Here is a 25,116-nt window from a genome sequence, read left to right as displayed (position 1 = left end):
TAATGGACTGGGAGCAATTTTGCCAAAAGCCCCAGTTAAATCCTTAGTGCTTTGATGCCTTTTCAGCTGCTTCTAAGGTGTTCATCAGGAGCATGGTGATGGTCATAGGACCAACGCCACCAGGAACGGGGGTAATCCAGCCAGCGACATATTTGGCAGTGTCAAAATCAACATCCCCACAAAGCTTGCCATCTGGCAGGCGATTGATACCTACGTCAATTACTACCGCACCATTTTTGACCATATCACCAGAGATCATCTTAGGTTTGCCGGTAGCAACTACCAAGATATCAGCATCCTTTGTGTGGTGTGCCAGGTCACGCGTTTTGCTATTGCAGATGGTGACGGTTGCGCCTGCTTGTAGCAGTAACATGGCCATTGGCTTACCAACAATGTTAGATGCACCAACAATTACAGCGCGGGCACCACGAATTGGATATTCAATGCTTTCTAGAATCTTCATGCAACCATAAGGTGTGCACGGTTTGAATTCTGGTTGGCCAACCATCAATGCGCCAGCATTAGCCACGTGAAAGCCATCTACGTCTTTCTCTGGAGCAATTGCTTCGAGTACGCGTTCAGATGCAATGTGCTCTGGCAATGGCAGTTGCACCAAAATTCCATGAATAGCAGGATCTGCATTCAGGGTAGCAATTCGAGCTAGCAACTCTTCTTCACCAAGTTCAGCGGAGTAGCGCTCTAAAACGGAATGAAAACCAACGTCTTCACAAGCCTTGACTTTATTGCGTACATATACAGCGCTGGCAGGATTGTCGCCAACTACGATCACGGCCAAGCCAGGGCGAGTACCTTTGGCGGTAACAATTGCACCGCGGGCTGCTATCTCAGTACGAAGCTTCTTAGAAAGGGCGTTTCCATCTAATAATTGCGCTGGCATCTCTAGACCCTGATGTTAATTAGGTTGTGGATCAGATAAAGCCAAGCGGAGCAGGTCTGCTACGGTATTGACATTGAGCTTTTCCATGATGTTGGCACGGTGTGCTTCAACTGTCTTGATAGAAATACCAAGATCATCAGCAATTTGTTTATTTAAGCGACCGGCAACAATGCGCTCAAGAACTTGACGTTCACGACCAGTCAGTTTACTGAGTAAGCTCTGAGTAATTTTGCGTTGGCTTGCTTGTGAGTAATCAATGCGGGCTTTAGCAAGCATGCGATCTACTAAACCACAGAGATCATTTTCTTTAAAAGGTTTTTCAATGAAATCTACTGCACCACGTTTCATGGTGGAAACTGCCATAGAAACATCGCCGTGACCTGTGATGAAGGCAACTGGCATTGGCAAATTTTCAGCAGTTAAGCGCTCTTGTAATTCAAGGCCTGACATACCAGGCATGCGAACATCCAAAATGGCGCATGAGATGGTGGACTTATCGGTACTTTGCAAAGACTGCAAGAAACGTTCAGCGCTTGCATGGCAGCGTACAACATAACCGTTGCTCTCTAAAAGCCAAGTGAGGGAATCTCTAACTGCTTCATCATCATCAACAACATAGACGACTTCAGCTTGGTTTGGTTTTGCAGTAGCGCTTAAGTTCATATCAGTTCTCGCGAGGTAAACCTAAAAATTCAATGTTAAGTATTGGCCTTGGTTTCAGGGGATTCCAGGGGTAGAAGTATTGTAAAGGTGCAGCCAGCCAGCTTGGTCTGTTCTGAGTCTGTGACGTTGGTAGCCCAAAGCCTGCCATGGTGGGATTCAATAATAGAGCGGCAGATATTGAGCCCCATGCCCATGCCATCGGATTTAGTGCTAAAAAACGGCTCAAACATGTGTTCCAGCACGTTTTCGGGTATTCCACCCCCAGCATCAGTGACTTGAATTCTGAGCATAGCGGGGAAAATGCTGGTGTCTAAATCAACCGTAATCTTCACTGCAGGCGCTGACCAGCGCGAGGAGAGGGGGTAGGCCTCACGGACGCTATCAAGCGCATTTTTCAGGAGATTGACCACGACCTGCAAAATGAGGACTGGATCGAGATTAACTACCGGAAGATTTTCGGCAATCTCTGAGGTGATGCTGAGACGGTGGCGATGTGCTTCAATTTCAACTAGGCCAACCGCATCATTAATGATTTCGGAAACGCATGAAGCTTTGCGCTGAGGTTCACTGCGCTTAACGAAGCCTCGAATTCGTTGAATGATCGTGCCAGCGCGATGTGCCTGTTCAGAGGCTTTAGCTAGCGCCGGCAGGATCTCCTTGGAGATAGCGGGATCCAAATTACCATCTAAACGTTTTGCAACACCCATGCAGTAATTTGAAATCGCGGAGAGTGGCTGATTCAATTCGTGGGCTAACGAAGAAGCCATCTCACCCATGGTAGTAAGACGACTGGTGAACTGCATGCGCTCTTGTTGTTGGAGGGCTAAATCATCAGCCTCTTTACGTGCAGTGATATCGGTGGCAACCAATAATTGTGCGAGATGGCCGTCAACCCATGGAATAAAGCGACGTCTGACCTCAAACCACTTATTGCTGCCATCAGTCAACTGCACTTCTTCTGACTCTGATTCTTGATACAGAAATGAGGTCGGAATGCCATCGCGTATGTAGTCTTGAAGATCCTGTGCAATATTATGCAAAGTCGCAATTTCATTATCTTGGTGAGCTAATTGAAAGTGTCCTTTGGAATCATTGCCAAAATTTTCTCGGTAGAAGCGGTTTGCAAATAGCAGTTCATCGGTTTCCAGAGAGACAACAGACACTGCAGCATCTAGACTCTCGAGAACGGTGGTGAATCGTTCTTGTGACGCAGCCAATTCTTCACGAATCTTTTTTGGCTCCGAAATGTCGATTAAGGAAGTGACCCAGCCTGTCTGTTTGCCCTTTTCATTAATTAAAGGTGCAATGAAGGTGCGTGTCTGGATTAAGGTTCCATCCCGCTTTAGGATTGCACCCTCAATACCAATTTTCATACTGCCGCTGATGTTGGATTGCAGGGCCCGGTTCATCTTTTCTACAAGCTCATCTCTTCGGCTATCTGGCCAAAATGGAAATGGCGGGGTAAGGCCCATTAATTCTTCGGAGCTCCAGCCGGTCATTTCGCAAAAGGCTCGATTGACATAAGTGATTCGTTTTTCCATATCATGCGCACGAATACCCACTGGGGTGGAGTTCTCCATCGCATTACGAAAGCTGGTTTCTGTGCGCAGACTTGCCTCAGCTTCCTGGCGCACTTGCATTTGCTTGAGGACGGACCACAAGCTCCAAATCACGAAGATACTCAATCCCAATACAACGCCAATCAACATCCTGAAGGTGAGGTTGGTAGGCGGAGGATAGGTATCAATCCGCAAGGTGATATTTGGACTTAAGACGCCGATATCTAAGCTGGTCTGATTGCTAAAAGCTCTTTTAGGAGTCCCTTTATCCGAGGAGATCGCCAGAACTTTTTCGTTATCAGTAATGAGGGTGAAGCGGTAGTAAGACTTCAGCTCTCCGGGAATGACATCCAAAATTCCTTGGGTAGTGTAGAGCGCCGCCAAGTAACCTACAATTTCCCCGCTAACTATATTGGGCACTACTTGCCAGAAAACAATTTTTCTCTCAGCATTGATTGGCTCATCGCTAGGAAGATTAAGAGAGATAAATGGACTAAAGGCAGCACGACTGGTTACTCTGCTTAGTTCAATGGTGGATGCAAGACCAGTATTAACAAGTTGATCATTTTGACTCTTGGTAATCCAATCTGGCTTACCTGTTTCGGTTGGCGCAACCCACAGACGCTGGCTTTGGTTGGTTAGCCAAATGATTTTGACTATTTCATGGTTGTTAACAACTAGATCATCTGCCTGTTCTCTCGCGATTTGCTTGAATTTGACTTGATCTTCGCTAGCCGCAACTTCACGATTGATTGTGGTTAATGCATCGAGATTGCTAGCAAATCGAGATTGAATGCGTTGTTTGGCAAACGATAACTCTCTAAATAGAGCCGATTCTTGCTGATTCTTTTCTTGTAGGTGCAGGGTGCCCAAGATAATGCCCATGACTGCAGTAAAAATCACAATCGCAATCAGAGGGGTGTAAACAAGCCTAAATCCGCGTATTTTGCGGAGCCATTTCAAGGGCCGTAGAAAAAGATTGGAGGAGGCTGATACTTTCATGAATACAAAGCATTTTGCCCTATTGCAACCCCTGAAATGGTATTTCTGGCTTGATTAGCCATTCTTATTTGCACCGCAATAAATTACCACATTATGAGAAATATTATCATTATGTGGAAAATTGCTTGTTTACACCCATATACCTTCCTAGAATATTGCCTATAGAGTTAATGACAAATTAAGCACTATTTAACGGAGACTAAAGATGGCAGCGGTTCCAGACCAAGTATTAGGCAAACAGAATGCTCAGGACGCTGATCCGGGTGAGACTCAAGAATGGTTGCAGGCGCTCGATGGCGTTATTCGGAATGAGGGGCCAGAAAGAGCCGCTTATCTCATTGATCAACAAATTTCTCATGCGCGTGTTAACGGGGTAGTTCAGCCATTTCATGCTGAGACTCCTTACATCAATACGATTCCCGTTGAAAACCAAGCACGCTTGCCTGGAGATCAGAACGTAGAGCATCGTATTCGTTCGTACACACGATGGAATGCCATGGCAATGGTCTTGCGCGCCAATAAAGATACCAACGTTGGCGGCCACATTTCTTCTTTCCAATCAGCAGCGACTTTATACGACGTTGGCTTTAATCACTTCTGGCATGCACCATCTCCGGAGCATGGTGGTGATTTGATATTTGTACAGGGACACTCAGCTCCAGGTGTATATGCACGTGCTTATATGTTAGGTCGTCTTGAAGAGGGTCAGCTCAATAACTTCCGCCAAGAAGTGGGTGGCAAAGGCATCTCTAGTTATCCGCATCCTTGGCTGATGCCAGACTTCTGGCAGTTCCCAACAGTATCAATGGGTTTGGGTCCGATCATGGCGATTTACCAAGCGCGCTTTATGAAGTACTTAACTGATCGTGGTTTTATCCAAGAGCAGGGCCGTAAAGTTTGGGCCTTCTTGGGTGATGGCGAAACTGATGAGCCAGAATCTTTGGGCGCAATTGGTATGGCTGGTCGTGAAAAACTCGATAACTTAATTTTTGTTATTAACTGTAACTTGCAGCGCTTGGATGGACCAGTGCGCGGTAACGGGAAAATTATTCAAGAGCTCGAGAGTGAGTTCCGTGGTTCGGGCTGGAATGTCATCAAGGTAGTGTGGGGCGGTCAATGGGATGCTCTATTTGCGCGTGATAAAAAAGGTATCTTGATGCAGCGTTTGGGCGAGATCGTTGACGGTCAGTACCAGACAATGAAGTCTAAGAATGGCGCCTATGTGCGTGAGATCGTTTTCAATACCCCAGAATTAAAAGCTTTAGTCAGCGACTGGAGTGATGATGAGATTTGGCAGCTCAATCGTGGCGGTCATGACCCTCACAAAGTATTTGCTGCGTTTCATGCTGCGGTAAATCACAAAGATCAGCCAACAGTGATCTTGGCTCACACCATTAAGGGTTACGGTATGGGTGGCTCTGGCGAGGCGATGAATATTGCCCACCAGGCGAAGAAGATGAATGCGGACGACGTTCGTCGCTTCCGTGATCGCTTTGAGATTCCAGTTAAAGATGAGCAGTTAGATGAAATGCCTTTGGTGAAATTTGCTGAAGGCAGCCCAGAGCTTGAGTACATGAAGGCTCGACGTCAGGAGTTGGGTGGCTATTTACCTCAGCGTCGCACAAAAGCGGAAAGCTTGCCAGTGCCTTCATTGGAAACTTTCTCACCGTTGCTTGAAGCAACTACAGAAGGTCGTGAGATCTCAACAACGATGGCATTTGTGCGTATGCTCAACACCGTTGTGCGCGATAAGGTGCTCGGTAAACGTGTAGTTCCGATTGTTCCGGACGAGTCACGTACTTTCGGTATGGAAGGGATGTTCCGTCAATTAGGAATCTGGAATCAGTTAGGCCAACTCTACACCCCAGAAGATCATGATCAATTGATGTTCTATAAAGAGGATAAGACTGGTCAGATCTTGCAAGAGGGTATCAACGAAGCTGGTGGTATGTGCGATTGGATCGCTGCCGCTACCTCTTACTCTACGCACGGCGTACCGATGTTGCCTTTCTACATCTTCTATTCCATGTTTGGTTTCCAACGTATTGGTGACTTAGCTTGGGCTGCAGGCGATATGCGTAGCCGTGGTTTCTTGCTAGGCGGTACTGCTGGTAGAACTACCTTGAACGGCGAAGGCTTACAACACGAAGATGGTCATAGCCATCTATGGAGCGGTGCAGTTCCAAACTGTATTAGCTACGACCCTACATTCTCATTCGAATTAGCAGTAGTTATTCAGGATGGTATGCGTCGCATGTTGGAGGTTCAGGAAGACGTTTACTACTACGTCACATTAATGAATGAGAATTACGCTCATCCGGCAATGCCCAAAGGCGCTGAAAAAGACATCATTAAGGGTATGTATAAGTTGAAGTCAGTCGGTGATGACAAGGCTAAGCTGCGCGTACAACTCTTAGGCTCTGGAACAATCTTCCGTGAAGTTATCGAAGCGGCAGAGATTCTGCATAAAGACTGGGGTATTGCTTCAGACCTGTGGGGTTGCCCAAGCTTTACTGAGTTGGGCCGCGATTGGACTGCAGCGCATCGCAGCAATCTCTTAAACCCAGCTGCTGCCCCAACCTTATCCCATGTTGAGAAGTGTTTAAAAGACACTACTGGTCCGATCATTGCTGCCACTGATTATGTCCGTTTATTTGCAGAACAGATTCGTCCTGCGATTCAGCATATGGGCCGTCGCTATGAAGTGCTTGGTACCGATGGCTTTGGTCGTTCCGATACTCGTGAAAAACTCCGTGATTTCTTTGAAGTAGATCGTCGTTGGGTAGTTCTGACTGCTTTGAGATCTTTAGTTGACTCCGGTCAGCTTGATCGCTCTAAGTTGGCAGAAGCGATTAAGAAATACGACATCGACACTACTAAACCAAACCCAATGACGGTTTGATAAGAGATAAATACTATGAGTCAAATAATTGAAATCAAAGTTCCGGATATCGGTGACTACAAAGATGTGCCAGTGATCGAAGTCTTGGTTAAGGCAGGCGACAAGATAGAGAAAGAGCAATCCATCGTCGTCCTTGAATCTGATAAAGCTACGATGGATGTTCCGTCATCACACACTGGCGTTGTGAAAGAGGTCAAAGTAAAGATTGGCGACAATCTTTCTGAGGGCTCTGTTGTCATTACCTTGGAAGAGGGTGCTACAGCGGCGGCACCAGCGCCAGTAGCTAGCGCCCCTGCATCTGCGCCAGCAGCAGCGCCGGTCAGTGCTGGCGGATCTCCCATTGAAATCAAAGTTCCGGATATCGGTGACTACAAAGATGTGCCAGTGATCGAAGTCTTGGTTAAGGCAGGCGACAAGATAGAGAAAGAACAATCTATTGTCGTGCTTGAATCCGATAAAGCTACGATGGATGTTCCTTCATCACACTCTGGCGTTGTTAAGGAAGTCAAAGTAAAAGTTGGCGACAATCTTTCTGAAGGATCAGTAGTTGTGATCTTGGAAGGTGGACCCTCAGGTTCTGTAGCTGCTCCAGTAGCCGCCAGCGCAGCTCCTGCTGCACCAGCAGCCAAAACAGTTGAGCCTCCGATTGCAAGGGCGCCAGCACCGCCTCCACTGAGTAATACTCCACCGCCTGTTGAAACGGCGGTAAGTCACGCCAGCCCATCTGTCCGCAAGTTTGCACGTGAGCTTGGCGTCACGATCGATCAAGTTAAAGGATCAGGTCCAAAGGGGCGTATTACTCAAGAAGATGTACAGGCATTTGTCAAAGCAGCAATGAGTGGCGGGGCAGGTAGTCCTGCGGCAGCTTCTAGTGGTGGCAGTTTAGGTGGCTTGAATCTCATTCCTTGGCCGAAAGTCGATTTCACAAAGTTTGGTGAGATTGAGCGTCAACCATTAAATCGTATTAAGAAGCTTACTGCAGCTAACTTGGGTCGTAACTGGGTAATGATTCCAGCTGTGACGTATCACGAAGATGCTGACATTACTGACTTAGAGGCATTCCGCGTTCTCACCAATAAAGAGAATGAGAAGAAGGGCGTCAAGATTACGATGCTTGCTTTCTTAATGAAGGCCGCAGTAGCAGCGTTGAAAAAATACCCCGAGTTCAATAGCTCATTAGATGGCGATGATCTGATTTTGAAGAAATACTTCAATATCGGTTTTGCCGCAGATACACCTACTGGTTTGGTTGTGCCGGTAATTAAAGATGCAGATAAAAAAGGTATCTTTGAGCTAGCTAAAGAAACTTCAGATCTAGCAGCACTTGCTCGTGACGGTAAATTAAAGCCTGATCAAATGCAGGGCGCGAGCTTTACGATTTCATCACTTGGCGGTATTGGCGGTACGTATTTCTCGCCAATCGTTAATGCTCCTGAAGTAGCTATTCTGGGTGTCAGCAAGGCTGCGATGAAGCCGGTGTGGGATGGTAAGCAGTTTGTACCACGCCTGATTTGCCCATTGTCCTTATCTGCAGATCATCGCGTGATTGACGGTGCTTTGGCTACTCGCTTCAATGTGTACATTGCTCAGCTCTTGGCCGACTTCCGTCGCGCTAGTCTGTAAGGGGAATTTATGGCTAAGCAAACAATTCTCGTTCCAGATATTGGTGACTATTCTGATGTACCTGTCATTGAAGTGCTGGTTAAGGTTGGTGATGTTATTGAAAAAGAGCAACCGCTCTTGGTGCTCGAATCAGACAAGGCAACAATGGAAGTGCCAGCAGATGCTGCAGGCACTATCACTAGCATTGCAGTTAAGTTGGGCGATAAGGTTGGCAAAGGTTCTGTCATTGCAGAAATTGAAGCAAGTGGCGCGGCGCCTGCCGCTAAACCTGCTGCAGCTGCTGTGGCACCAGCTCCTGCCGCTCCAACAATGACCGCCGCACCTGCACCAGTAGCAGGGCAGTACAGCGGCAAGGTTGATCATGAATGTGAAGTATTGGTACTTGGTGCTGGCCCTGGCGGTTACAGCGCAGCATTCCGTAGTGCCGACTTGGGGATGAATACCGTTTTAGTAGAGCGCTACCCAACTTTGGGCGGGGTTTGTTTGAACGTCGGTTGTATTCCATCTAAAGCATTGCTCCACACCACTTCAGTGATGGATGAAGTGAAGACCATGGCAAAGCATGGCATTACCTTTGGCGCACCAAAGATCGAGATTGATCAATTGCGTGGCTATAAAGAATCTGTTATTGCTAAATTAACTGGCGGTCTTGCTGGAATGGCAAAGGCTCGCAAAGTCAAAGTAGTGCGTGGTCTGGGTAAGTTCTTAGATGCAAATCATGTCGAGGTTGAGTTAACCGACGGTACTGGCCAAGACCTCACTGGTAAAAAAGAAGTGGTGCGCTTTCAGAAGGCCATTATTGCTGCCGGCAGTCAGCCAGTGAAGTTGCCTTTCTTGCCAGAAGATCCGCGTATTGTGGATAGCACTGGAGCTTTATTGCTCAAGAGCATTCCAAAGCGTATGTTGGTAATTGGTGGCGGCATTATTGGATTAGAGATGGCAACTGTTTACAGCACGCTAGGCTCACGTATTGATATCGCTGAGATGATGGACGGCCTCATGGCTGGTGCAGATCGTGATTTAGAAAAAGTCTGGGAGAAGTTTAATGCCGGACGTTTTGAAAAGATCATGCTCAAGACTCGTGCTGCTAAGGCGGAAGTAAAGCCTGATGGAATACAAGTGAGCTTTGAGGGCGACAATGCTCCTGCTGAGCCGCAAACTTATGACTTGGTATTGGTTGCAGTGGGCCGTACTCCAAATGGTAAAAAGATTGATGCTGGTAAAGCGGGCGTGCAGGTAGATGAGCGCGGCTTTATTCCGGTTAATAAACAAATGCGCACTAATGTTCCCAATATTTTTGCAATTGGCGACTTAGTTGGTCAGCCGATGTTGGCTCACAAAGCCGTGCATGAGGGTCACGTAGCTGCTGAAGCGGCTGCTGGTGAAAAATCCTACTTCGATGCGAAGCAAATTCCATCGGTTGCTTACACCGATCCGGAAGTGGCTTGGGCCGGCTTGACAGAAGAGCAGTGCAAAGCACAAGGCATTGCCTATGAAAAAGGTTTGTTCCCATGGGCAGCTAGCGGACGAGCGATTGCTAACGGACGTGATGAAGGTTTCACAAAACTCATTTTTGATGCAACTACTCATCGCATTATTGGTGGCGGTATTGTTGGTACGCACGCTGGTGATTTGATTGGTGAAGTGTGTCTCGCTATTGAGATGGGGGCTGATGCCGTGGATATTGGTAAAACAATTCATCCACATCCAACCCTCGGTGAATCAGTAGGCCTTGCGGCTGAAGCAGCCCATGGCCATTGCACCGATCTACCACCAGTGAAAAAGAAATCCTAAAAGAAAAAGCCCCGAGTCATCGGGGCTTTTACATTGCAGATTGCTCCGCAGTAACTTACTTCTTCTTCGTGGCTTTGCTCGCTGTATCGGCAGCCTTCAACACGGTTTCAGTGGCGCTATTCAGATTAGTTTGTGCAACTTCAACCGCATGCTTCACAGCCTTTTGGCTAGTCTCAAATACATTGTTCGCTGATGCAATGGCTTGCTTCATGGCTTGAACGGCTGCATCAGATCCAGCTGGTGCATTCTTAGTCCACTCTTCCACTAAAGAATTGATTTTCTTTTGACCTGCCTGAAATTCTTTTTCAGCAGATTCGGTAAAGCTATTTTGAGTCTCATGAGCTAGCTCATACAAGTGACGGCTGTAAGCCATAATTTTTTCAGCCATGGGCTGCACTGCTTCAGCTTGATGGGCGAGTAGCTGTTGAATATCCTTTACTTCTAATGCTTTCTTGGCGCTATTCATGCTATCGCTCAAGCTTTGCTTGGCAATATGCATATTCAGTTCCACTAATTTTTCGATGCTTTGCAAAGCTTGATTGGTTAATCCACTCAAGGTCTCTAGGTTTGCTTTTTGTGCTGCTGCAATTTGTTCTGGAGTTAAGTTCATTTCAGTCTCTTTCCATTTGATAATTATTTTGATTCTGACTTTAGGCTTTCCCTAATGTACTCTCTTTGACAAATTATATGGCATATATGTTGCGATGCAGCATATGTTCCCAATCTTGGATATAAATGGGGTAGGTAGGCAAAAGCGCCTAAAATCGAAGATTCAGTAAAAAATCCTAATATTTTCAGCAAGTTACTCATGAAGCTTACGCTAGACACCGCTATTGCACCGATATTTGTACTCATTTGGAGTACGGGTTTCGTCATTGCGCGTTTAGCAATGCCTTATGTTGAGCCAGCAACCTTCCTGTTTTGGCGGTTTGCAGGGGTTTTGGTGGCGATGGCAGCGCTTAGCCTAGTGTGGAGAATCACTTGGCCTAACTGGTCGCAAATCAAGCATATTGCCGTTGCTGGCATCTTGCTTCAGTTTGGTTACTTACTTGGCGTATGGTTTGCGGTCAGATTGGGAATGACTGCTGGGTTGGTTGCGATTATTGTTGGACTTCAGCCAATTGTGACGGCCTGGTTTGCTGCTTGGATTTCGGAGAAGGTGTCACCGCGTCAGTGGATTGGTCTGGGGTTTGGTTTTGCTGGTGTTGCTTTAGTTGTAGCTGAAAAGATCGGTTTTATGCATATTCCTTTGGCGAGTTACGCGCTCGCATTTGGAGGGCTTCTCTCGATAACCTTTGGCACTCTTTATCAAAAGAAATTCTGCCCAGTGTTTGATCTGCGCGCTGGCTCCTCTATTCAGTTTGGCGTTTCAGCGGTGCTGTGCTTTATCTGTATGTATTTTTTTGAATCAGGCGAGATGGTTTGGAACCCCTCCGTTATTGGTGCATTGCTCTGGGCAATCTTCCCCTTATCGATAGGATCAATCAGTTTGTTATTCATGATGATTCGCAAGGGCGCTGCTACCAAAGTCACCAGCTTTCTCTATTTAGTGCCACCGACAACTGCTGCAATGGCTTGGCTGTTATTTGATGAGCCGTTCACCTTACTGATGGCTGTTGGTCTATGTCTAACGATGACGGGGGTAGTGCTAGTAAACGCGCGTCAGGCCAATACAGTGGCAACCATTGCAGAGTAGGGTGTACTGAAGAGTGGATATTGGTAGGCGGAATACCTAGATTGGGGCGAATAAAACCGCCTTGCCTTGGGAAATTAATTATCATTCCGTATGTTGAAAGTTTTGGAAGGTATTTTGGGATGCGTTTGAATCGATTTTGGCTTTTTGCCTTGGCGGTATTTTTTGCGGTTGGCGCTTTGGCGAATGCACCTGCAATTGCTGCCAATAAAGATAAGCAGCAAGCCAAAACTTCCACTAAAGCAGCTGCCAAGACAAATACCAAGGCTGCCAAGAAACCTAAAACAGTTCGCGTAACAGTGACGCGCTCAACAGAGCCGGTCATACCCGCAAGACCATCTCTTGCAACTGCATTAGGGTTGCGTGGACAGCATGACGAATTGAATCTCAAATCCAGCGTGGCGATGGTGGTCAATCAAGATACCAAAGAAGTGTATTTTGAAAAGAACCCCTCCGTCAGTTTGCCAATCGCTTCTATTACAAAGTTAATGACAGCGATGGTAGTGTTAGATGCCAAGATGCCTTTAGATGAGACATTGGTAATTAATTCTGAGGATGTACAAATTTACCGCACTTCACGTTTGGCTGGCGGTACGGTGTTGACTCGTGAAGAAGCCTTACTACTAGCTCTAATGTCCTCTGAGAACCGCGCTGCATATACCCTGGGAAGAAATTACCCAGGCGGTATTCCATCATTTGTTGGTGCCATGAATCGCAAAGCAAAAGAGCTTGGTATGGATCATTCTCATTTTGCGGATCCAACTGGTCTCCTGAGTGAGAACGTTGCCACAGCGGAAGATCTGACGCGCATGCTCAGTGCGGCATATCAATATAAAACCATTCGTGAGTTTTCAACTTGGCCAGATCTGACCATGGTGATTGCCAAGCGTCCACAGAAGTTTTTGAATACCAATCGCTTAGTGCGTTCTGGTGATATGAATATCGGCCTGCAAAAAACTGGCTTCATTAATGCTGCTGGTAAATGTTTGGTGATGCAGGCTAGAGTAAATAACACGCCTTTGTTATTAGTGTTCTTAGATTCTGTGGGAACGCAATCGCGTTTTGCTGATGCCGTGCGTGTGCGTGATTGGTATGAGCGTATGCCATCTGGCGCTCAGCCAATTCGCCGCTTAATGTAAATCTAGTTTGTGCTGCCTGGTTCGGCAGATTTGGGTTTAAAGCCCATACCCTTGGAGATCTGTAGGGCAGTTTCTTGAAGGGCGCGCAGCCAATCTGCCTGAATGCGATCGGTTGGAGCGCTTAAAGATAGCCCGGCAACCAATTTCCCGGTGTCATCCAAGATAGCGGCAGCTAAACAGCTCACGCCCAACTCTAATTCTTCATCATCGCGAGCATTGCCCACTTTGCGTACTTGATTGAGCTCAGTTTCGAGTTTGCCTAATTCGGTGATGCTATTGCGAGTATGTCCAGATAGGCCGGTGCGTGTGACATAGGCGCGAACCTGACCAGGATCATCGCTAGCTAAAAAGAGTTTGCCAACTGAGGTGAGGTGCAAAGGCGCGCGACCACCAATAGCACGGACAACTTGCATTCCTGAACGTTCGCTATAAGCACGATCAACATAAACGATTTCATCGCCTTGGCGAACAGATAGGTTTACTGTTTCACCGGTGAGCTTGTGTAGGGTACGCATTGGTAACTGCGCTGCTTCGCGGACTGACAATCTTGCCTTCACTAAATTGCCAAGCTCCAGTAGCTTTAAACCAAGACGGTAAGTGCCGCCATCACCACGCTCAACTAGTCTGCAGGCAACCATGTCATTCAAAATGCGGTGAGCAGTAGAGGGGTGGAGGCCAGTGAGTTCAGCAAGGTTTTTGAGGCTGCTTGAGTCCTCTTGATCAGCTAGCGCATCTAGCAAATTCATCATGCGCTCCACTACCTGGATGGCTGTTTTACCAACCTCACCGGTAGATTTGGGGGTTTTGATGGTTTTGCTAGTACTCATAGGCCATATTGTAGCGATTTCAGATGAAATTGCATATTGTGAAATGCCATTTTATGGGGCAAGCATTAAAAAGCCCCCCATTTGGAGTGATCTAAAGGCGATTTAAGGCTGTCTTAAGGCGGTGGCGCACTCGTTGACTAAGTCTGGGCCACGATAGATCAAGCCGCTATAGAGTTGGACTAGGCTAGCACCTGCCATGATCTTTTCTCTGGCATCGGCGCCAGACATGATGCCGCCAACACCAATAATCGGCAGTTGATTGCCAAGTCTGGCTTTTAAAGCTTTGATGACAATATTGGAGGCATGGCGAACAGGTGCGCCAGATAGGCCACCGGCTTCTTCCCCAAATTCCATTCCTTTGACTGCATCTCTAGAAATGGTTGTGTTGGTAGCAATGACTGCATCAATACCAAACTCTAGAAGTAGATCCGCAATGAGATTGATATCGCCATGATCTAAGTCCGGCGCAATCTTCAGGAAGAGTGGCTTGCGTACACCGTAGCGATCAGATAAACGTTTTCTGGCTTCATCCAAGCTACCCAACAATTCACGGAGCATTTCTTCGCCTTGTAGAGCGCGCAGATTTTGAGTGTTGGGGGAGGAGATATTAACCGTAATGTAAGTGGCAATTTCATAGACAGCTTCCATGGCCAATACGTAATCACGCGAAGCTTCTTCTATTGGTGTGCTGGCATTTTTGCCAATGTTCATACCGAGTACACCACCGTTTTGCCAAAACTTAGAGCTGCGCACTCTGGAGACGCAGGCATCAACACCATCGTTGTTAAAGCCCATGCGATTGATGATGCCCTGTGCTTCAGGAAGGCGAAACATCCGAGGTTTTGGGTTGCCGGGTTGTGGGCGTGGCGTCACGGTGCCGATTTCTAAAAATCCAAATCCCAATGCGGCAAGCGCATCAATGTGTTTGCCATCTTTATCCAATCCAGCAGCAAGGCCAACTGGGTTCGGAAACTCGATGCCGCAAAGCATTTGTGGATCGTTAATCGGCTTAGTTATCAAACGCTCTAATAGTCCCCAGCGCTGCGCGCGATCCATATTACTCAGAGTGAGGTTATGGGCTTTTTCAGGGTCTATACAAAAGAGCCAAGGGCGTAGAAGGGAGTAGCGATCGATCATGGGTAGATATTATGACTCAGACAACGGTTGCCAATGATCGTCGATCAGCCCCTCCATGGGCTGATATTTAATCTTGTACGACATCTTGTTGCTTTCTTTGATGTAGTAGCCAAGATAGAGGTAGGGCAAACCTAAGATCCTTGCCTGCTCTATTTGCCACATGATGCTGTAGCTGCCATAGCTAGCTGCATGGCTTGAGGTGTCATAAAAGGTATAAACCGAGGAGATGCCTTGTTCCAAGATATCGATCATGCTAACCATGCGTAATCGACCTGGGTGTGGATCGTGAGGACCATCCCGAAATTCCACAATGCGCGAGTTCACTCGACTTTGCAATAAAAATTGCATGTACTGGTCTTGATCGTCGCTATCCATATCTCCACCTTCATGTCGCTCATGTTGATAGCGTTGATAGAGTTGGTAATGCTCTTCTTGGTAGCCAAGATTTAATACTGATGCTTCAAGACCAGCGTGTTTTTTCTGGGCGCGGCGCTGACTTCGTGAAGGTATGAATTGATTTACCAAGATGCGCGTCGCAATACAAGCCTTGCATTCATCACAATAGGGGCGATAGGTATACAAACCACTGCGTCTAAACCCAGCATTTAACAAATCACTGTAGACATCCGCATGAATCAAATGAGATGGGGTAGCCACTTGAGAGCGTGCAGTCTTGTTCGGAAGATAGCTACAAGTATATGGAGCTGTTGCATAAAACTGCAGGGTAGTTAGTGGGAGTTCTTTGAGCTGGGTCATAGCCAGTGATGCAATATGGTTTTATCAAAAGTCCAAGATTGACTAATCTTAGTTTGATTTACAGAAACTTGCAGTTGCTCTAAAAAGTCTTTGCGTGGTATGGGAGCGGCGCCCAAAGAAAGCAGATGAGCGGTCTCTTGCTGGCAATCAATCATGTTTACCTCATTACTTAGGCACCAGGCACTGAGGGCTGCTAAGGCGATTTTGGATGCATTGGTTTTGCGACTGAACATGGACTCACCAAAAACCATAGCTCCAAAAGAAACGCAATAAAGTCCGCCCATCAGCTGGCCATCCTCTATTACAGCAATACTATGAGCATTGCCTTGCTCATGCAATGCCGTGTAAGCGTCCATAATTTCATGGGTAATCCAGGTGCCATCTTGGTCTTTACGTGCACTGGTTGCGCAGGAGCGGATGACAGCACCAAAATCACCATCTACTTCTACTTGAGACTGGGTATTTTGACAAAAGAGGCGAATAATTTTACGTAAGGAATCGCTGCATTTGAAGTTGCTTGGCTTTAAAACCATTCTAGGGTCTGGTGACCACCAGAGTACTGGCTGGTTGTCGGAGTACCAAGGGAAAATGCCCTGTTGGTAGGCGCGCGCGAGTTGTCCTGGATATATTTGTTCGCTCACCGCGATTAACCCAGGAACGGTAGGATCTGGATCGGCCTCCAGTAGAGGGTTGGGGAAAGGGTCATGAGGCCCTAGCCAGGCAATCTGACCCATAGCAACCCTTTAAATTCTTTCAGATGGCAAGATGTCACGACTGCGCACATGAAATTCTTTGCCAGCCTCTAAGTTGCCTGCAGTGCGATCAGCAAAAAACCATTCCAAGGTCTGCTTCACTGTGGGAAAGGCCAATTCATTCCAGGGAATGTCGGCCTCATTAAAGAGTGCAACTTCAAGACTTTCTTCACCAGCGGAAAACTCTGGCGTATTCATCGTTGCTAAATAAAATAGATGTACTTGCTCGGCATGGGGTACGTTGAGTAGTGAATAGAGTGGTCCGATGTTCACTTCAGCACCAGCTTCCTCGAGAGTCTCGCGAGCGGCACCATGACTCGTACTTTCACCTAACTCCATAAAGCCTGCAGGAAGAGTCCAATAACCATGACGAGGCTCAATCGCTCTACGACATAAGAGCACTTGCTGGCCGTATACAGGAATGCTACCCACTACATTGCGAGGATTCTGATAATGAATGCTGCCGCAGGCTTCGCATACATGGCGTTCACGAGAATCATCGGCTGGAATTTTGATCGTCAATACAGCAGCGCAGTTAGGACAATACTTCATACTGACTTTCTAAAAATGGGCTTTGATAGCGCCACGAAGGGCATTGCTAAGGATAATCTCATCTGCCATTGAAACATCATTAATAGTCAGGTTAGCTTCACGGGCATTCATTTTGGGAGCAGCAAGCAAGGCGGCACGCATGACGCCTGGTAGAAGACCTGCTGAGACAGGTGGCGTAAGCCAATTAGAGCTACCTCGAGGTTTAACAAAAATGCTAGTTCTGCCGCCTTCTGTCACAAAACCCTGCTCATTGCAAAAGAGGGCATCAAATCCACCTAGCTTGACTGCTTCTTGCCATGCTTGATCATAAAGAGTTCTTTCGCTAACTTTATGCTGCAGCAGGGCATCTCCTGAATGCATTGTTACGTCACCAGACAAAATATCTTTAGCCCAAAATATTTTGACGGGTTCATTTGTCTGATGAATGACGGCGCTTGAAACAGAAAGCGCTCCATTAGCTGCAAGATCTAGTCTTAATCGATGCGATAAGTTTTTATCAAAAGACGCACAAGCATTCAGAATCAACTTTTCTGCAGTCACAGATTCAAAGGGAATTCGCAAAGCCAAAGCAGAGGCTTGCATGCGCTCTAGGTGTGATCTCAATCTCTGTGGCTCACCGTGTAGCACTGCAATCGTTTCGAATAAACCGGTAGCACTTGGAAGATCCATTAGAAAGGCAGATTTAATATGACATTCTTGCCACTCTTGTTTGGCATCGGAGTCATTGGTAATGCCAGCGCCTACTCCTAAAGTGAAAGTGGAGGCGTGTGATTTGCTGTTTGCAGTAATTTCAACAGTTCGGATAGGTACGCTAAAGGCAAAGTTGCCGTTGGGATCGAGCCAGCCTAATGCGCCACAGTAGTAACCTCGATCTTCGGGTTCAAGTTCTTGAATAATCTCCATGCTGCGCTTCTTTGGGGCGCCAGTAACAGAGCCACACGGAAAAACGGCCTTGAAAATATCAAAGAGACTGACATCAGGCCTAATTTGACCTTGCACAGTAGAGGTCATTTGCAACACATCACCATGTCTTGCCACTTCGAAAAGATTGGGTACCGTTACTGTGCCCGGTAAGGAAATGCGACTGAGATCATTGCGCAGTAAGTCAACAATCATGACGTTCTCCGCCTGATTCTTTGGGTCATCGGATAAAGCACTGGCAACCGCAGATAAGGCGCTGGCAGTACCTTTCATGGGCATGGCTTTTAAAGTATCGCCATTGCGCGCAATAAAGAGTTCCGGAGACTGAGATAGTAGAAAGTTGCCATCTTGCTCTATGTAAGCGCCAAATCTACCGGGTTGCCTATCCCGCAAGCGACTGTATAAGGCTAGCGGAGCACCATAGATCTCACCCTTAATGCGATAGGTATGATTAATTTGGTAGCTATCGCCACTGCGAATGTATTCCTGAATCGCGTCGATATCTGCCGTAAAGCGATCCTCAGATATCGATTCCTGAACATTCAATACGCCTGCACAACGTTGAGAACTCTCAAGCAAGGATAGCTTTTCTGAGATGCAGCTATCAACATCTTGCTTGGACAGTTTTTTAAAGCTTGAGAAAGCCCAAGCCTCTATTAATGGATGTGGCTCATCAGATAAAGATGGTCTCTGAGGAAGTTTGTGTATTTGCCTACCTAATTCATAGGCAAAAGCAGCCACAACATATTCACCTCTAGCGAGAGAGTCTGAGATTTCAGAAAGACATTTCTGGGTGGCAGATAAATCTAGAGCACTATCACTGCTAGGAAGTACGCGCCAGTAGTGGATCGTATTTTCATAGAGGCGGCTAGTGGGCGAGGCCGCAGTGCTTTGCGCGTCATCGAGCAAAATCATTGCGGCTTACCTGGGAGTTCCTAATTACTTCAGAATCGTTGCGGATTCAATGGTGACGGTCTGACTTGGGACATCAGCCATTCTGCCCATACGTGGCGCTGGTGCAACCATGGTCGGGATCTTGCGAATAGCATCAATCGTTTGAGTGCCGGAGATCACTTTGCCAAATACGGTGTAGCCATTACCCATCGCATTGGGATAATCTAATCCCGCATTGTCTTTGACGTTAATAAAAAACTGTGCAGTTGCAGAATCAGGATCGGAAGTACGGGCCATCGCAATCGTATAGGCATTATTTTTTAAACCGTTTTGCGCCTCGGAAACGACTGGAGCATTAGTTGGTTTTTGATTGAGATCTGCAGTAAAGCCACCGCCCTGAATCATGAAACCATCAATCACGCGATGGAAGATGGTGCCGTTATAAAAACCACTCTTCACATAATTTAAAAAGTTAGCGGTGGTCTTAGGCGCTTTAACGTCATCCAACTCCACTACGAAATTGCCCATAGTTGTTTTAAATTCCACCTTTGGCCCTGCAAATGCAGCTTGGCTAGCAAAGCAAGAAAAGGTAATGATGAGGGCTGCGAATAGCTTGCGCATATGAACTCCTTAAACAGTGTGAAAGTAACTTGAATTGATTGTATTGCTCATTACTGCCTGATGGGTGAATGAAGCTGTATCCTCAGCTCAGACCATTAGGCACATTGCCAGCGTAGGCGTAAGAAGCCTCTTTAAACATGCCAGGTCTAGCGAGATACTCCAAGACCCAGTCGATCGTATCGATGCCCCAAAAGCACTGTTGATTGACTATCAGAGCTGGCACTCCAAAAGCACCATCAGCTTTGGCCTGGTTGGTATTGGCAATGAGCTTTGCTTTTACCTCTGGATTTTCAGGTTTAGGGGTGTCAGCAGGCAAACCTAAGTATGTGCAAAATTCTGGCCAAGATAAGTTAGGGTCTTTGCCTTCCACCCAAACGTAATCAAATGCGCGTTCAACCATTGTCCAGTCAGCATTCTGCTCAACTAACAGACGTTGTGCTGCAACCGTCATAAATGGATGGTGTTCAGGAAAGCGAAAAGGGATGCCTAGCTTCTCAGCCTGCCATACACAGAACTGATAAGTGTGGGGACGTTTAGCTGCAACCTCACCAGGACCTTTATTTTCAGTAGCGCGAAGTAGGCCGCCCAACAGAATCGGAACTGGTTTGATATCTAGCCTGCCCTCAAGGCGATGTCTTTGCTTGACATAAAGATAGGCAAATGGCGAAACAATATCGTAATAAAAAGCAGCTGGAGTCTTTGTGCTCATATCGCCTTACTTCTTCTGATGCTCATCGTCGAGCTTTTTTAAGAATGCCAATTTCTCTTTAATCTGTGACTCTAGGCCACGTTCAACGGGCTCATACCAGTGCGGCTCTTTCATACCCTCAGGTAAGTAGGATTCGCCGGCAGCATAACCATGGGGCTCATCGTGGGCATAGCGATACTCTTTGCCATGACCAAGCTCTTTCATTAACTTAGTTGGGGCATTACGCAAATGATTGGGCACGCCTCTAGATTGGTCTTGAGCCACAAATGCACGGGCGGCATTAAAAGCGTTGTAGCTGGCATTGCTCTTGGAGGCAACGGCAAGATAAACCACCGCTTGGCCAAGCGCAAGTTCTCCTTCCGGTGAGCCGAGTCTTTCAAAGGTTTGCGCAGCATCATTGGCTAATTGCATTGCCCTTGGATCTGCCAAGCCAATATCTTCCCATGCCATGCGGATAATGCGACGCGCTAGATAGCGGGGATCTGCTCCACCGTCGAGCATGCGGCAAAACCAATACAAGGCGGCATCAGGATTGGAGCCACGGACAGATTTATGTAGGGCGGAGATTTGATCGTAGAAGTGATCGCCACCTTTATCAAAACGTCGTGCTTGCGCACTCAAAGCGTTTTCAATAAATTGTTGATCGACATTCTTGAGTTCAGCATTCGGAGTAAGTGCTGCATTGCGTACTTGTTCAACCAAATTTAATAGGCGCCTAGCATCGCCATCGGCATTCGAGATGAGGGTATCAATAGCGGCAGATTCAAATTGCACATGAGGCATTGCATGTTGGCGCGCACGATCAAAGAGTAATTGCAACTCCTCTGGTGTGAGTGACTTCAATACATACACCTGAGCTCGCGATAAGAGTGCTGAGTTCACTTCAAAAGAAGGGTTCTCGGTAGTTGCGCCAATAAAGGTAAATAGGCCTGATTCCACATGGGGTAGCAGGGCATCTTGCTGGCTTTTATTAAAGCGGTGGATCTCATCTACAAACAAAATGGTTTGCTTGCCGTACTGAGCCATATTCTGTTGAGCTTGCTCAATAGCTTCACGAATTTCTTTTACGCCAGCCAATACTGCAGAGATGGCTATGAACTCACGATCAAACGCTTTTGCTGAGAGACGTGCTAGCGTTGTCTTGCCGACACCCGGAGGGCCCCACAAAATCATCGAGTGCGGTTTGCCTGAGGCAAATGCGAGGTTAAGAGGTTTGCCGCTGGCTAATAAATGAGTTTGCCCAATTACTTCATCAATTGTCTTTGGACGCAGAGCTTCCGCTAGGGGTGGGGGCGGAGTGCTATCAAAAAGACTGCTCATTGCATCATGCTTGAATAAAAAGAATCACCAAAGATGCCCAGGTTAGGCATGCGGCGGCAACATAGGTCAAGCGATTACGCATGGTCATAAATGCAGAGCGAGTTGCATCATCAGAAAAATAATATTGATATGTATTTTGATCAATATTGCGCTGAATAATCAGAGTGGAGGCAAGGATGAGTAGGCCCACAGGGATGTAGATATGCAGTGCAACCCATGCAACCAGGGCTGGAATAACGCCCCAGATCCACGCATTACGGTCTTCCCAGCGATCTCCAACAGGTGCTTTACCCAGGAGGTGCAAATTAGCACCCCAATGTAAGGCGCCCATAAATGAAGTGATTACAGCCCCATAACCAGCCAAAGATTCAGCACTCAGATAGTTCATTGGTGTGGGTGCTAATTGCACCATTAAAGCTAGCCCAATAAATGGAATAAGACCGGCATAACCAAGTTTGCGTACTAGGGGTGGAATGGGGTTCACGATGGGATGGTTTCGTTATTTAAATTAAAAAATTATTTATCGTAGGTATAAACGCCGCGACCTGTTTTGCGACCGAGATATCCAGCCGCGACCATTTCACGAAGCAGTGGGCAAGGGCGATATTTAGAGTCGCTAAAGTTTTCAAAATACACTTCCATCACAGCCAAGCAAGTATCCAAACCAATCAGGTCAGCTAATGCCAGTGGACCAATCGGCTGATTGCATCCCAACTTCATACCGGCATCAATATCTTCCGGACTAGCAAGCCCTTCAGACAGAACAAAGAATGCTTCGTTAATCATCGGTAACAAAATACGATTTACTACAAAACCCGGAGAGTTTTTAACGGTAATCGGCTCTTTGCCAACTCGCTTGGCCATCTCAATAATGGCGGCATGGGTTGTATCGCTAGTCTGTAGGCCGCGAATCACCTCCACCAGAGCCATCAAGGGTGGCGGGTTAAAGAAGTGCATACCAATAAAGCGCGCAGGATTGGAATCAAGAGCTGCTAACTTGGTAATGGATAAAGAGGAGGTGTTAGTAGCGATGATAGTGTCTTTGTTCACAATCTCATCGACTTGCTTCAAGATCTTCTCTTTGATCGCTTGATTCTCGGTGGCGGCTTCAATGACTAAGCCCAAGCCCTTGAAGTCGTTATAAGAAGTACTTCCTTTGATGCGCTTTAGTGCAGCATCTTTTGCTTCAACCGTTAAAGTTTCTTTTTTGACGAGACGATCTAAGCTCTTGCTAATTTGTTCGAGACCACGTTGAACCGCTGCCTCGTTAATATCAACCATGACGACATCTAGGCCGGCAACTGCACACACTTGTGCAATACCATTTCCCATGGTGCCTGCACCGATTACACCGACTGATTGAATACTCATCTTATTTCCTCTTTTGATACTGGGTTGAACCAAATAACTGCTCTCTTGCCTTGGCATCATGCAAAGGTTTACGTAATGCGGTTAATACTTCGCAACCACGCTTAACTGCTGGTCGCGCACCAATTTTTTCAAACCAACGTTTGAAATGCGGGTACTCATTGATATCAATACCTTGATTTTTCCAATTACGCGTCCATGGATAAATCGCAATATCAGCAATCGAATACGTTTTCCCTGCTACATAGGGATTATCTTTCAGTTGGCTATCCAATACCCCATAGATTCGCTTTGCCTCATTGGTATAGCGATTGATCGCGTATTCAATTTTCTCAGGTGCATATAGACGGAAATGGTGGTTTTGCCCAAGCATAGGGCCGAGACCGCCCATTTGGAACATTAGCCACTGCAGCACTTCATACTTTCCGCGGGTATCTTGAGGTAAGAATTTGCCAGTCTTAGCGGCCAAATAGAGAAGAATCGCACCTGACTCAAAGAGGCTAATGGGTTTGCCATCCGGACCATTGGGATCAACAATTGCTGGAATCTTATTGTTGGGGCTGATCTTTAAAAACTCAGGGGTAAATTGATCTCCTGCGCCAATATCAATTGGGTGAGCGATCCAATCCTTACCCAATCGAAAGCCGCACTCCTCCAGCATGATGTGCACTTTGTGGCCATTTGGTGTGGGCCAGCTGTAAACATCCATTACGGTTGATTTTTTATTTGCCATGATGTCCTTTAGATTTTTTCTAAGCGTTGTAAGGCGCTTGTGAGTGTTTGATCTTGTTTCGCGAAACAAAAACGAATTACGCCAGATTCGGTCGCTTGCTCATAAAAAGCAGAGACTGGTATGGCAGCCACCCCAATTTCAGTTGTAAGCCATTTGCAAAAGTCTGCCTCGTTAAATTTTGCCTGGGGAATGCCTAATGCCGAGTAGTCGACGCACTGAAAATAAGTGCCTGGAGTAGGGAGTAATTTAAATTTAGTCTTACCCAGTCCTGCTCTAAAAAAATCACGCTTTGCCTGATAAAAGGCCGGGAGACTTAAGTAATGTATAGCGTCTGCAAGATATGTTGCTATACCGTATTGCATCGGCGTGTTCACGGTAAATACATTGAACTGATGAACTTTGCGAAACTCTTTTGTTAGTGCCGTTGGTGCGGCCACATAACCTACTTTCCAGCCAGTGACGTGATAGGTCTTGCCAAAGCTAGAGATCAGAAAGCTCCTAGCCGCGAGTTCCGGATGGGATGCAACACTGTAGTGCTGCACTTCGTCATAGACCATATGCTCGTAGACTTCGTCGCTCAATATCAATGCGGAAGTATTGCGAACTAAGTTCGCGAGGCAATCTAGATCATTCTTACTCCAAATCATGCCGGTAGGGTTATGCGGAGTATTAATAATGATCAAACGGGTTTTGGAATGGATTGCCTTGGCTAATTGATCCCATGGAATTTCATAAGAGGCAACTTGCCCGCGCTCATCACGAATCACTTGCAAAGAAATGGCAATGGTTTTGCCACCCGCCAGTTCGATGGAAGGGCGATAGCTGTCATACGCTGGTTCAATGATGATGACTTCATCGCCCGGACTAACGCAAGCGAGTATGGCTGTCAGGATGCCTTGCGTGCCACCCGCAGTGATAGTGATTTCAGTATCGACATCGTAGTGATGACCGTATAAGTTTTGAATCTTTTGGCAAATGCCATTGCGTAGTTCTGCAATGCCAATCATGGGAGGGTATTGATTGCGGTCAGCCAACATGGCTTCATTGACTTCAGCAATCAGTTTTCTATCGCATGGAAAATCTGGAAAACCTTGACCCAAATTAATAGCTTTGTGCTCCGCAGCTAAAGCGGACATCACCGTAAAGATCGTGGTCCCCACCTTCGGCAGGCGACTTGGAAAAGAGGGGGTCTCTAGTGAGTTCATGGAGGCGCAGGGTGGTGGTCAGTCGTTTAGAGCGGATATAGCTGGTAG

At 46.8% G+C, this 25,116-nt stretch carries 22 protein-coding genes; 5 read left to right on the top strand and 17 right to left on the bottom strand.

The window, feature by feature from the left end:
• Positions 1 to 43 precede the first annotated feature (43 nt).
• Genes folD through ICN19_RS00805 form a run of 3 tightly spaced genes read right to left on the bottom strand, consistent with a single transcriptional unit; the run spans position 44 to position 4,083 of the window.
• Positions 44 to 898, bottom strand: coding sequence for a bifunctional methylenetetrahydrofolate dehydrogenase/methenyltetrahydrofolate cyclohydrolase FolD (gene folD, locus ICN19_RS00815; protein ID WP_216214530.1), 855 nt, complete (start codon positions 896 to 898; stop codon positions 44 to 46).
• A 15-nt stretch (positions 899 to 913) separates the two neighbouring features.
• A complete protein-coding gene (locus ICN19_RS00810; RefSeq protein WP_068321237.1) occupies positions 914 to 1,561 on the bottom strand; it encodes a response regulator transcription factor in 648 nt (215 codons plus the stop codon).
• A gap of 35 nt (positions 1,562 to 1,596) precedes the next feature.
• Complete coding sequence (locus ICN19_RS00805) at positions 1,597 to 4,083, bottom strand: PAS domain S-box protein (RefSeq protein WP_255536892.1); 2,487 nt, start codon at positions 4,081 to 4,083, stop codon at positions 1,597 to 1,599.
• Positions 4,084 to 4,327: 244 nt separating this feature from the next.
• Here ICN19_RS00805 and aceE point away from each other — a divergent pair, with 244 nt between their 5' ends.
• From aceE to lpdA, 3 genes are read left to right on the top strand one after another with little or no spacing between them, the layout of a single operon-like run.
• Positions 4,328 to 7,024, top strand: a complete 2,697-nt coding sequence (gene aceE, locus ICN19_RS00800) for a pyruvate dehydrogenase (acetyl-transferring), homodimeric type (protein WP_216244908.1) — start codon at positions 4,328 to 4,330, stop codon at positions 7,022 to 7,024.
• Between the two features lie 15 nt (positions 7,025 to 7,039).
• On the top strand, positions 7,040 to 8,647 hold the full coding sequence (gene aceF / locus ICN19_RS00795) for a dihydrolipoyllysine-residue acetyltransferase (protein ID WP_216244906.1): 1,608 nt from the start codon (positions 7,040 to 7,042) through the stop codon (positions 8,645 to 8,647).
• A 9-nt stretch (positions 8,648 to 8,656) separates the two neighbouring features.
• On the top strand, positions 8,657 to 10,441 hold the full coding sequence (gene lpdA, locus ICN19_RS00790) for a dihydrolipoyl dehydrogenase (RefSeq protein WP_216244904.1): 1,785 nt from the start codon (positions 8,657 to 8,659) through the stop codon (positions 10,439 to 10,441).
• A gap of 55 nt (positions 10,442 to 10,496) precedes the next feature.
• On the opposite strand, the gene ICN19_RS00785 is transcribed toward lpdA, so the two are convergent.
• Positions 10,497 to 11,051, bottom strand: coding sequence for a phasin family protein (locus tag ICN19_RS00785; protein WP_216244902.1), 555 nt, complete (start codon positions 11,049 to 11,051; stop codon positions 10,497 to 10,499).
• Between the two features lie 198 nt (positions 11,052 to 11,249).
• Between ICN19_RS00785 and ICN19_RS00780 the strand changes: the two genes are divergently transcribed.
• Together ICN19_RS00780 and ICN19_RS00775 are read left to right on the top strand one after the other, a co-directional pair.
• Entirely contained in the window at positions 11,250 to 12,137 is an 888-nt protein-coding gene (locus ICN19_RS00780) for a DMT family transporter (protein WP_216244900.1), read from the top strand.
• A gap of 119 nt (positions 12,138 to 12,256) precedes the next feature.
• Positions 12,257 to 13,273 carry a serine hydrolase gene (locus ICN19_RS00775; RefSeq protein WP_216244899.1) on the top strand — a complete coding sequence of 339 codons (1,017 nt, stop codon included), beginning with the start codon at positions 12,257 to 12,259 and terminating at the stop codon, positions 13,271 to 13,273.
• A 2-nt stretch (positions 13,274 to 13,275) separates the two neighbouring features.
• On the opposite strand, the gene ICN19_RS00770 is transcribed toward ICN19_RS00775, so the two are convergent.
• The 13 genes from ICN19_RS00770 to ICN19_RS00710 all read right to left on the bottom strand — a co-directional run bounded on the left by ICN19_RS00770 (position 13,276) and on the right by ICN19_RS00710 (position 25,068).
• Positions 13,276 to 14,100 (bottom strand): IclR family transcriptional regulator, encoded by an 825-nt coding sequence (locus ICN19_RS00770; RefSeq protein ID WP_216244897.1) that lies wholly within the window; start codon positions 14,098 to 14,100, stop codon positions 13,276 to 13,278.
• 102 nt (positions 14,101 to 14,202) lie between these two features.
• Positions 14,203 to 15,237: a quinone-dependent dihydroorotate dehydrogenase gene (locus ICN19_RS00765; protein WP_216244894.1), complete on the bottom strand. Its 1,035-nt coding sequence runs from the start codon at positions 15,235 to 15,237 to the stop codon at positions 14,203 to 14,205.
• Between the two features lie 9 nt (positions 15,238 to 15,246).
• Positions 15,247 to 15,993, bottom strand: a complete 747-nt coding sequence (locus ICN19_RS00760) for an arginyltransferase (RefSeq protein ID WP_216244892.1) — start codon at positions 15,991 to 15,993, stop codon at positions 15,247 to 15,249.
• On the bottom strand, positions 15,990 to 16,727 hold the full coding sequence (aat, locus tag ICN19_RS00755) for a leucyl/phenylalanyl-tRNA--protein transferase (protein ID WP_216244891.1): 738 nt from the start codon (positions 16,725 to 16,727) through the stop codon (positions 15,990 to 15,992). Before aat ends, ICN19_RS00760 begins: the two co-directional genes overlap by 4 nt.
• A gap of 9 nt (positions 16,728 to 16,736) precedes the next feature.
• Positions 16,737 to 17,297: an NUDIX hydrolase gene (locus tag ICN19_RS00750; RefSeq protein ID WP_216244889.1), complete on the bottom strand. Its 561-nt coding sequence runs from the start codon at positions 17,295 to 17,297 to the stop codon at positions 16,737 to 16,739.
• Between the two features lie 9 nt (positions 17,298 to 17,306).
• On the bottom strand, positions 17,307 to 19,133 hold the full coding sequence (locus ICN19_RS00745; RefSeq protein WP_216244888.1) for a bifunctional chorismate-binding protein/class IV aminotransferase: 1,827 nt from the start codon (positions 19,131 to 19,133) through the stop codon (positions 17,307 to 17,309).
• 24 nt (positions 19,134 to 19,157) lie between these two features.
• Positions 19,158 to 19,733, bottom strand: a complete 576-nt coding sequence (locus ICN19_RS00740; protein ID WP_216244886.1) for a peptidylprolyl isomerase — start codon at positions 19,731 to 19,733, stop codon at positions 19,158 to 19,160.
• A gap of 82 nt (positions 19,734 to 19,815) precedes the next feature.
• A complete protein-coding gene (locus ICN19_RS00735; protein ID WP_216244885.1) occupies positions 19,816 to 20,442 on the bottom strand; it encodes a 2-hydroxychromene-2-carboxylate isomerase in 627 nt (208 codons plus the stop codon).
• Between the two features lie 6 nt (positions 20,443 to 20,448).
• Positions 20,449 to 21,762 (bottom strand): replication-associated recombination protein A, encoded by a 1,314-nt coding sequence (locus ICN19_RS00730; protein ID WP_216244883.1) that lies wholly within the window; start codon positions 21,760 to 21,762, stop codon positions 20,449 to 20,451.
• 4 nt (positions 21,763 to 21,766) lie between these two features.
• Positions 21,767 to 22,246, bottom strand: a complete 480-nt coding sequence (locus ICN19_RS00725; RefSeq protein WP_370625101.1) for a DUF3429 domain-containing protein — start codon at positions 22,244 to 22,246, stop codon at positions 21,767 to 21,769.
• A gap of 32 nt (positions 22,247 to 22,278) precedes the next feature.
• A complete protein-coding gene (locus ICN19_RS00720; RefSeq protein WP_216244882.1) occupies positions 22,279 to 23,133 on the bottom strand; it encodes a 3-hydroxybutyryl-CoA dehydrogenase in 855 nt (284 codons plus the stop codon).
• Position 23,134: 1 nt separating this feature from the next.
• Entirely contained in the window at positions 23,135 to 23,863 is a 729-nt protein-coding gene (locus ICN19_RS00715) for a glutathione binding-like protein (RefSeq protein ID WP_216244879.1), read from the bottom strand.
• An 8-nt stretch (positions 23,864 to 23,871) separates the two neighbouring features.
• Positions 23,872 to 25,068, bottom strand: coding sequence for a pyridoxal phosphate-dependent aminotransferase (locus ICN19_RS00710; protein ID WP_216244877.1), 1,197 nt, complete (start codon positions 25,066 to 25,068; stop codon positions 23,872 to 23,874).
• Positions 25,069 to 25,116 lie beyond the last annotated feature (48 nt).

Origin of the sequence: Polynucleobacter sp. AP-Capit-er-40B-B4, from assembly GCF_018882245.1 — a bacterium.
GTDB lineage: Bacteria > Pseudomonadota > Gammaproteobacteria > Burkholderiales > Burkholderiaceae > Polynucleobacter.
This window is presented reverse-complemented; position numbering and strand designations above follow the sequence as displayed.

Excerpts from the sequence above, each read along its gene's own strand:
- folD (WP_216214530.1), bottom strand. The coding sequence starts at position 898 with ATGCCAGCGCAATTATTAGATGGAAACGCCCTTTCTAAGAAGCTTCGT.
- ICN19_RS00810 (WP_068321237.1), bottom strand. The coding sequence starts at position 1,561 with ATGAACTTAAGCGCTACTGCAAAACCAAACCAAGCTGAAGTCGTCTAT.
- aceE (WP_216244908.1), top strand. The coding sequence starts at position 4,328 with ATGGCAGCGGTTCCAGACCAAGTATTAGGCAAACAGAATGCTCAGGAC.
- aceF (WP_216244906.1), top strand. The coding sequence starts at position 7,040 with ATGAGTCAAATAATTGAAATCAAAGTTCCGGATATCGGTGACTACAAA.
- lpdA (WP_216244904.1), top strand. The coding sequence starts at position 8,657 with ATGGCTAAGCAAACAATTCTCGTTCCAGATATTGGTGACTATTCTGAT.
- ICN19_RS00785 (WP_216244902.1), bottom strand. The coding sequence starts at position 11,051 with ATGAACTTAACTCCAGAACAAATTGCAGCAGCACAAAAAGCAAACCTA.
- ICN19_RS00780 (WP_216244900.1), top strand. The coding sequence starts at position 11,250 with ATGAAGCTTACGCTAGACACCGCTATTGCACCGATATTTGTACTCATT.
- ICN19_RS00775 (WP_216244899.1), top strand. The coding sequence starts at position 12,257 with ATGCGTTTGAATCGATTTTGGCTTTTTGCCTTGGCGGTATTTTTTGCG.
- ICN19_RS00770 (WP_216244897.1), bottom strand. The coding sequence starts at position 14,100 with ATGAGTACTAGCAAAACCATCAAAACCCCCAAATCTACCGGTGAGGTT.
- ICN19_RS00765 (WP_216244894.1), bottom strand. The coding sequence starts at position 15,237 with ATGATCGATCGCTACTCCCTTCTACGCCCTTGGCTCTTTTGTATAGAC.
- ICN19_RS00760 (WP_216244892.1), bottom strand. The coding sequence starts at position 15,993 with ATGACCCAGCTCAAAGAACTCCCACTAACTACCCTGCAGTTTTATGCA.
- aat (WP_216244891.1), bottom strand. The coding sequence starts at position 16,727 with ATGGGTCAGATTGCCTGGCTAGGGCCTCATGACCCTTTCCCCAACCCT.
- ICN19_RS00750 (WP_216244889.1), bottom strand. The coding sequence starts at position 17,297 with ATGAAGTATTGTCCTAACTGCGCTGCTGTATTGACGATCAAAATTCCA.
- ICN19_RS00745 (WP_216244888.1), bottom strand. The coding sequence starts at position 19,133 with ATGATTTTGCTCGATGACGCGCAAAGCACTGCGGCCTCGCCCACTAGC.
- ICN19_RS00740 (WP_216244886.1), bottom strand. The coding sequence starts at position 19,733 with ATGCGCAAGCTATTCGCAGCCCTCATCATTACCTTTTCTTGCTTTGCT.
- ICN19_RS00735 (WP_216244885.1), bottom strand. The coding sequence starts at position 20,442 with ATGAGCACAAAGACTCCAGCTGCTTTTTATTACGATATTGTTTCGCCA.
- ICN19_RS00730 (WP_216244883.1), bottom strand. The coding sequence starts at position 21,762 with ATGAGCAGTCTTTTTGATAGCACTCCGCCCCCACCCCTAGCGGAAGCT.
- ICN19_RS00720 (WP_216244882.1), bottom strand. The coding sequence starts at position 23,133 with ATGAGTATTCAATCAGTCGGTGTAATCGGTGCAGGCACCATGGGAAAT.
- ICN19_RS00715 (WP_216244879.1), bottom strand. The coding sequence starts at position 23,863 with ATGGCAAATAAAAAATCAACCGTAATGGATGTTTACAGCTGGCCCACA.
- ICN19_RS00710 (WP_216244877.1), bottom strand. The coding sequence starts at position 25,068 with ATGAACTCACTAGAGACCCCCTCTTTTCCAAGTCGCCTGCCGAAGGTG.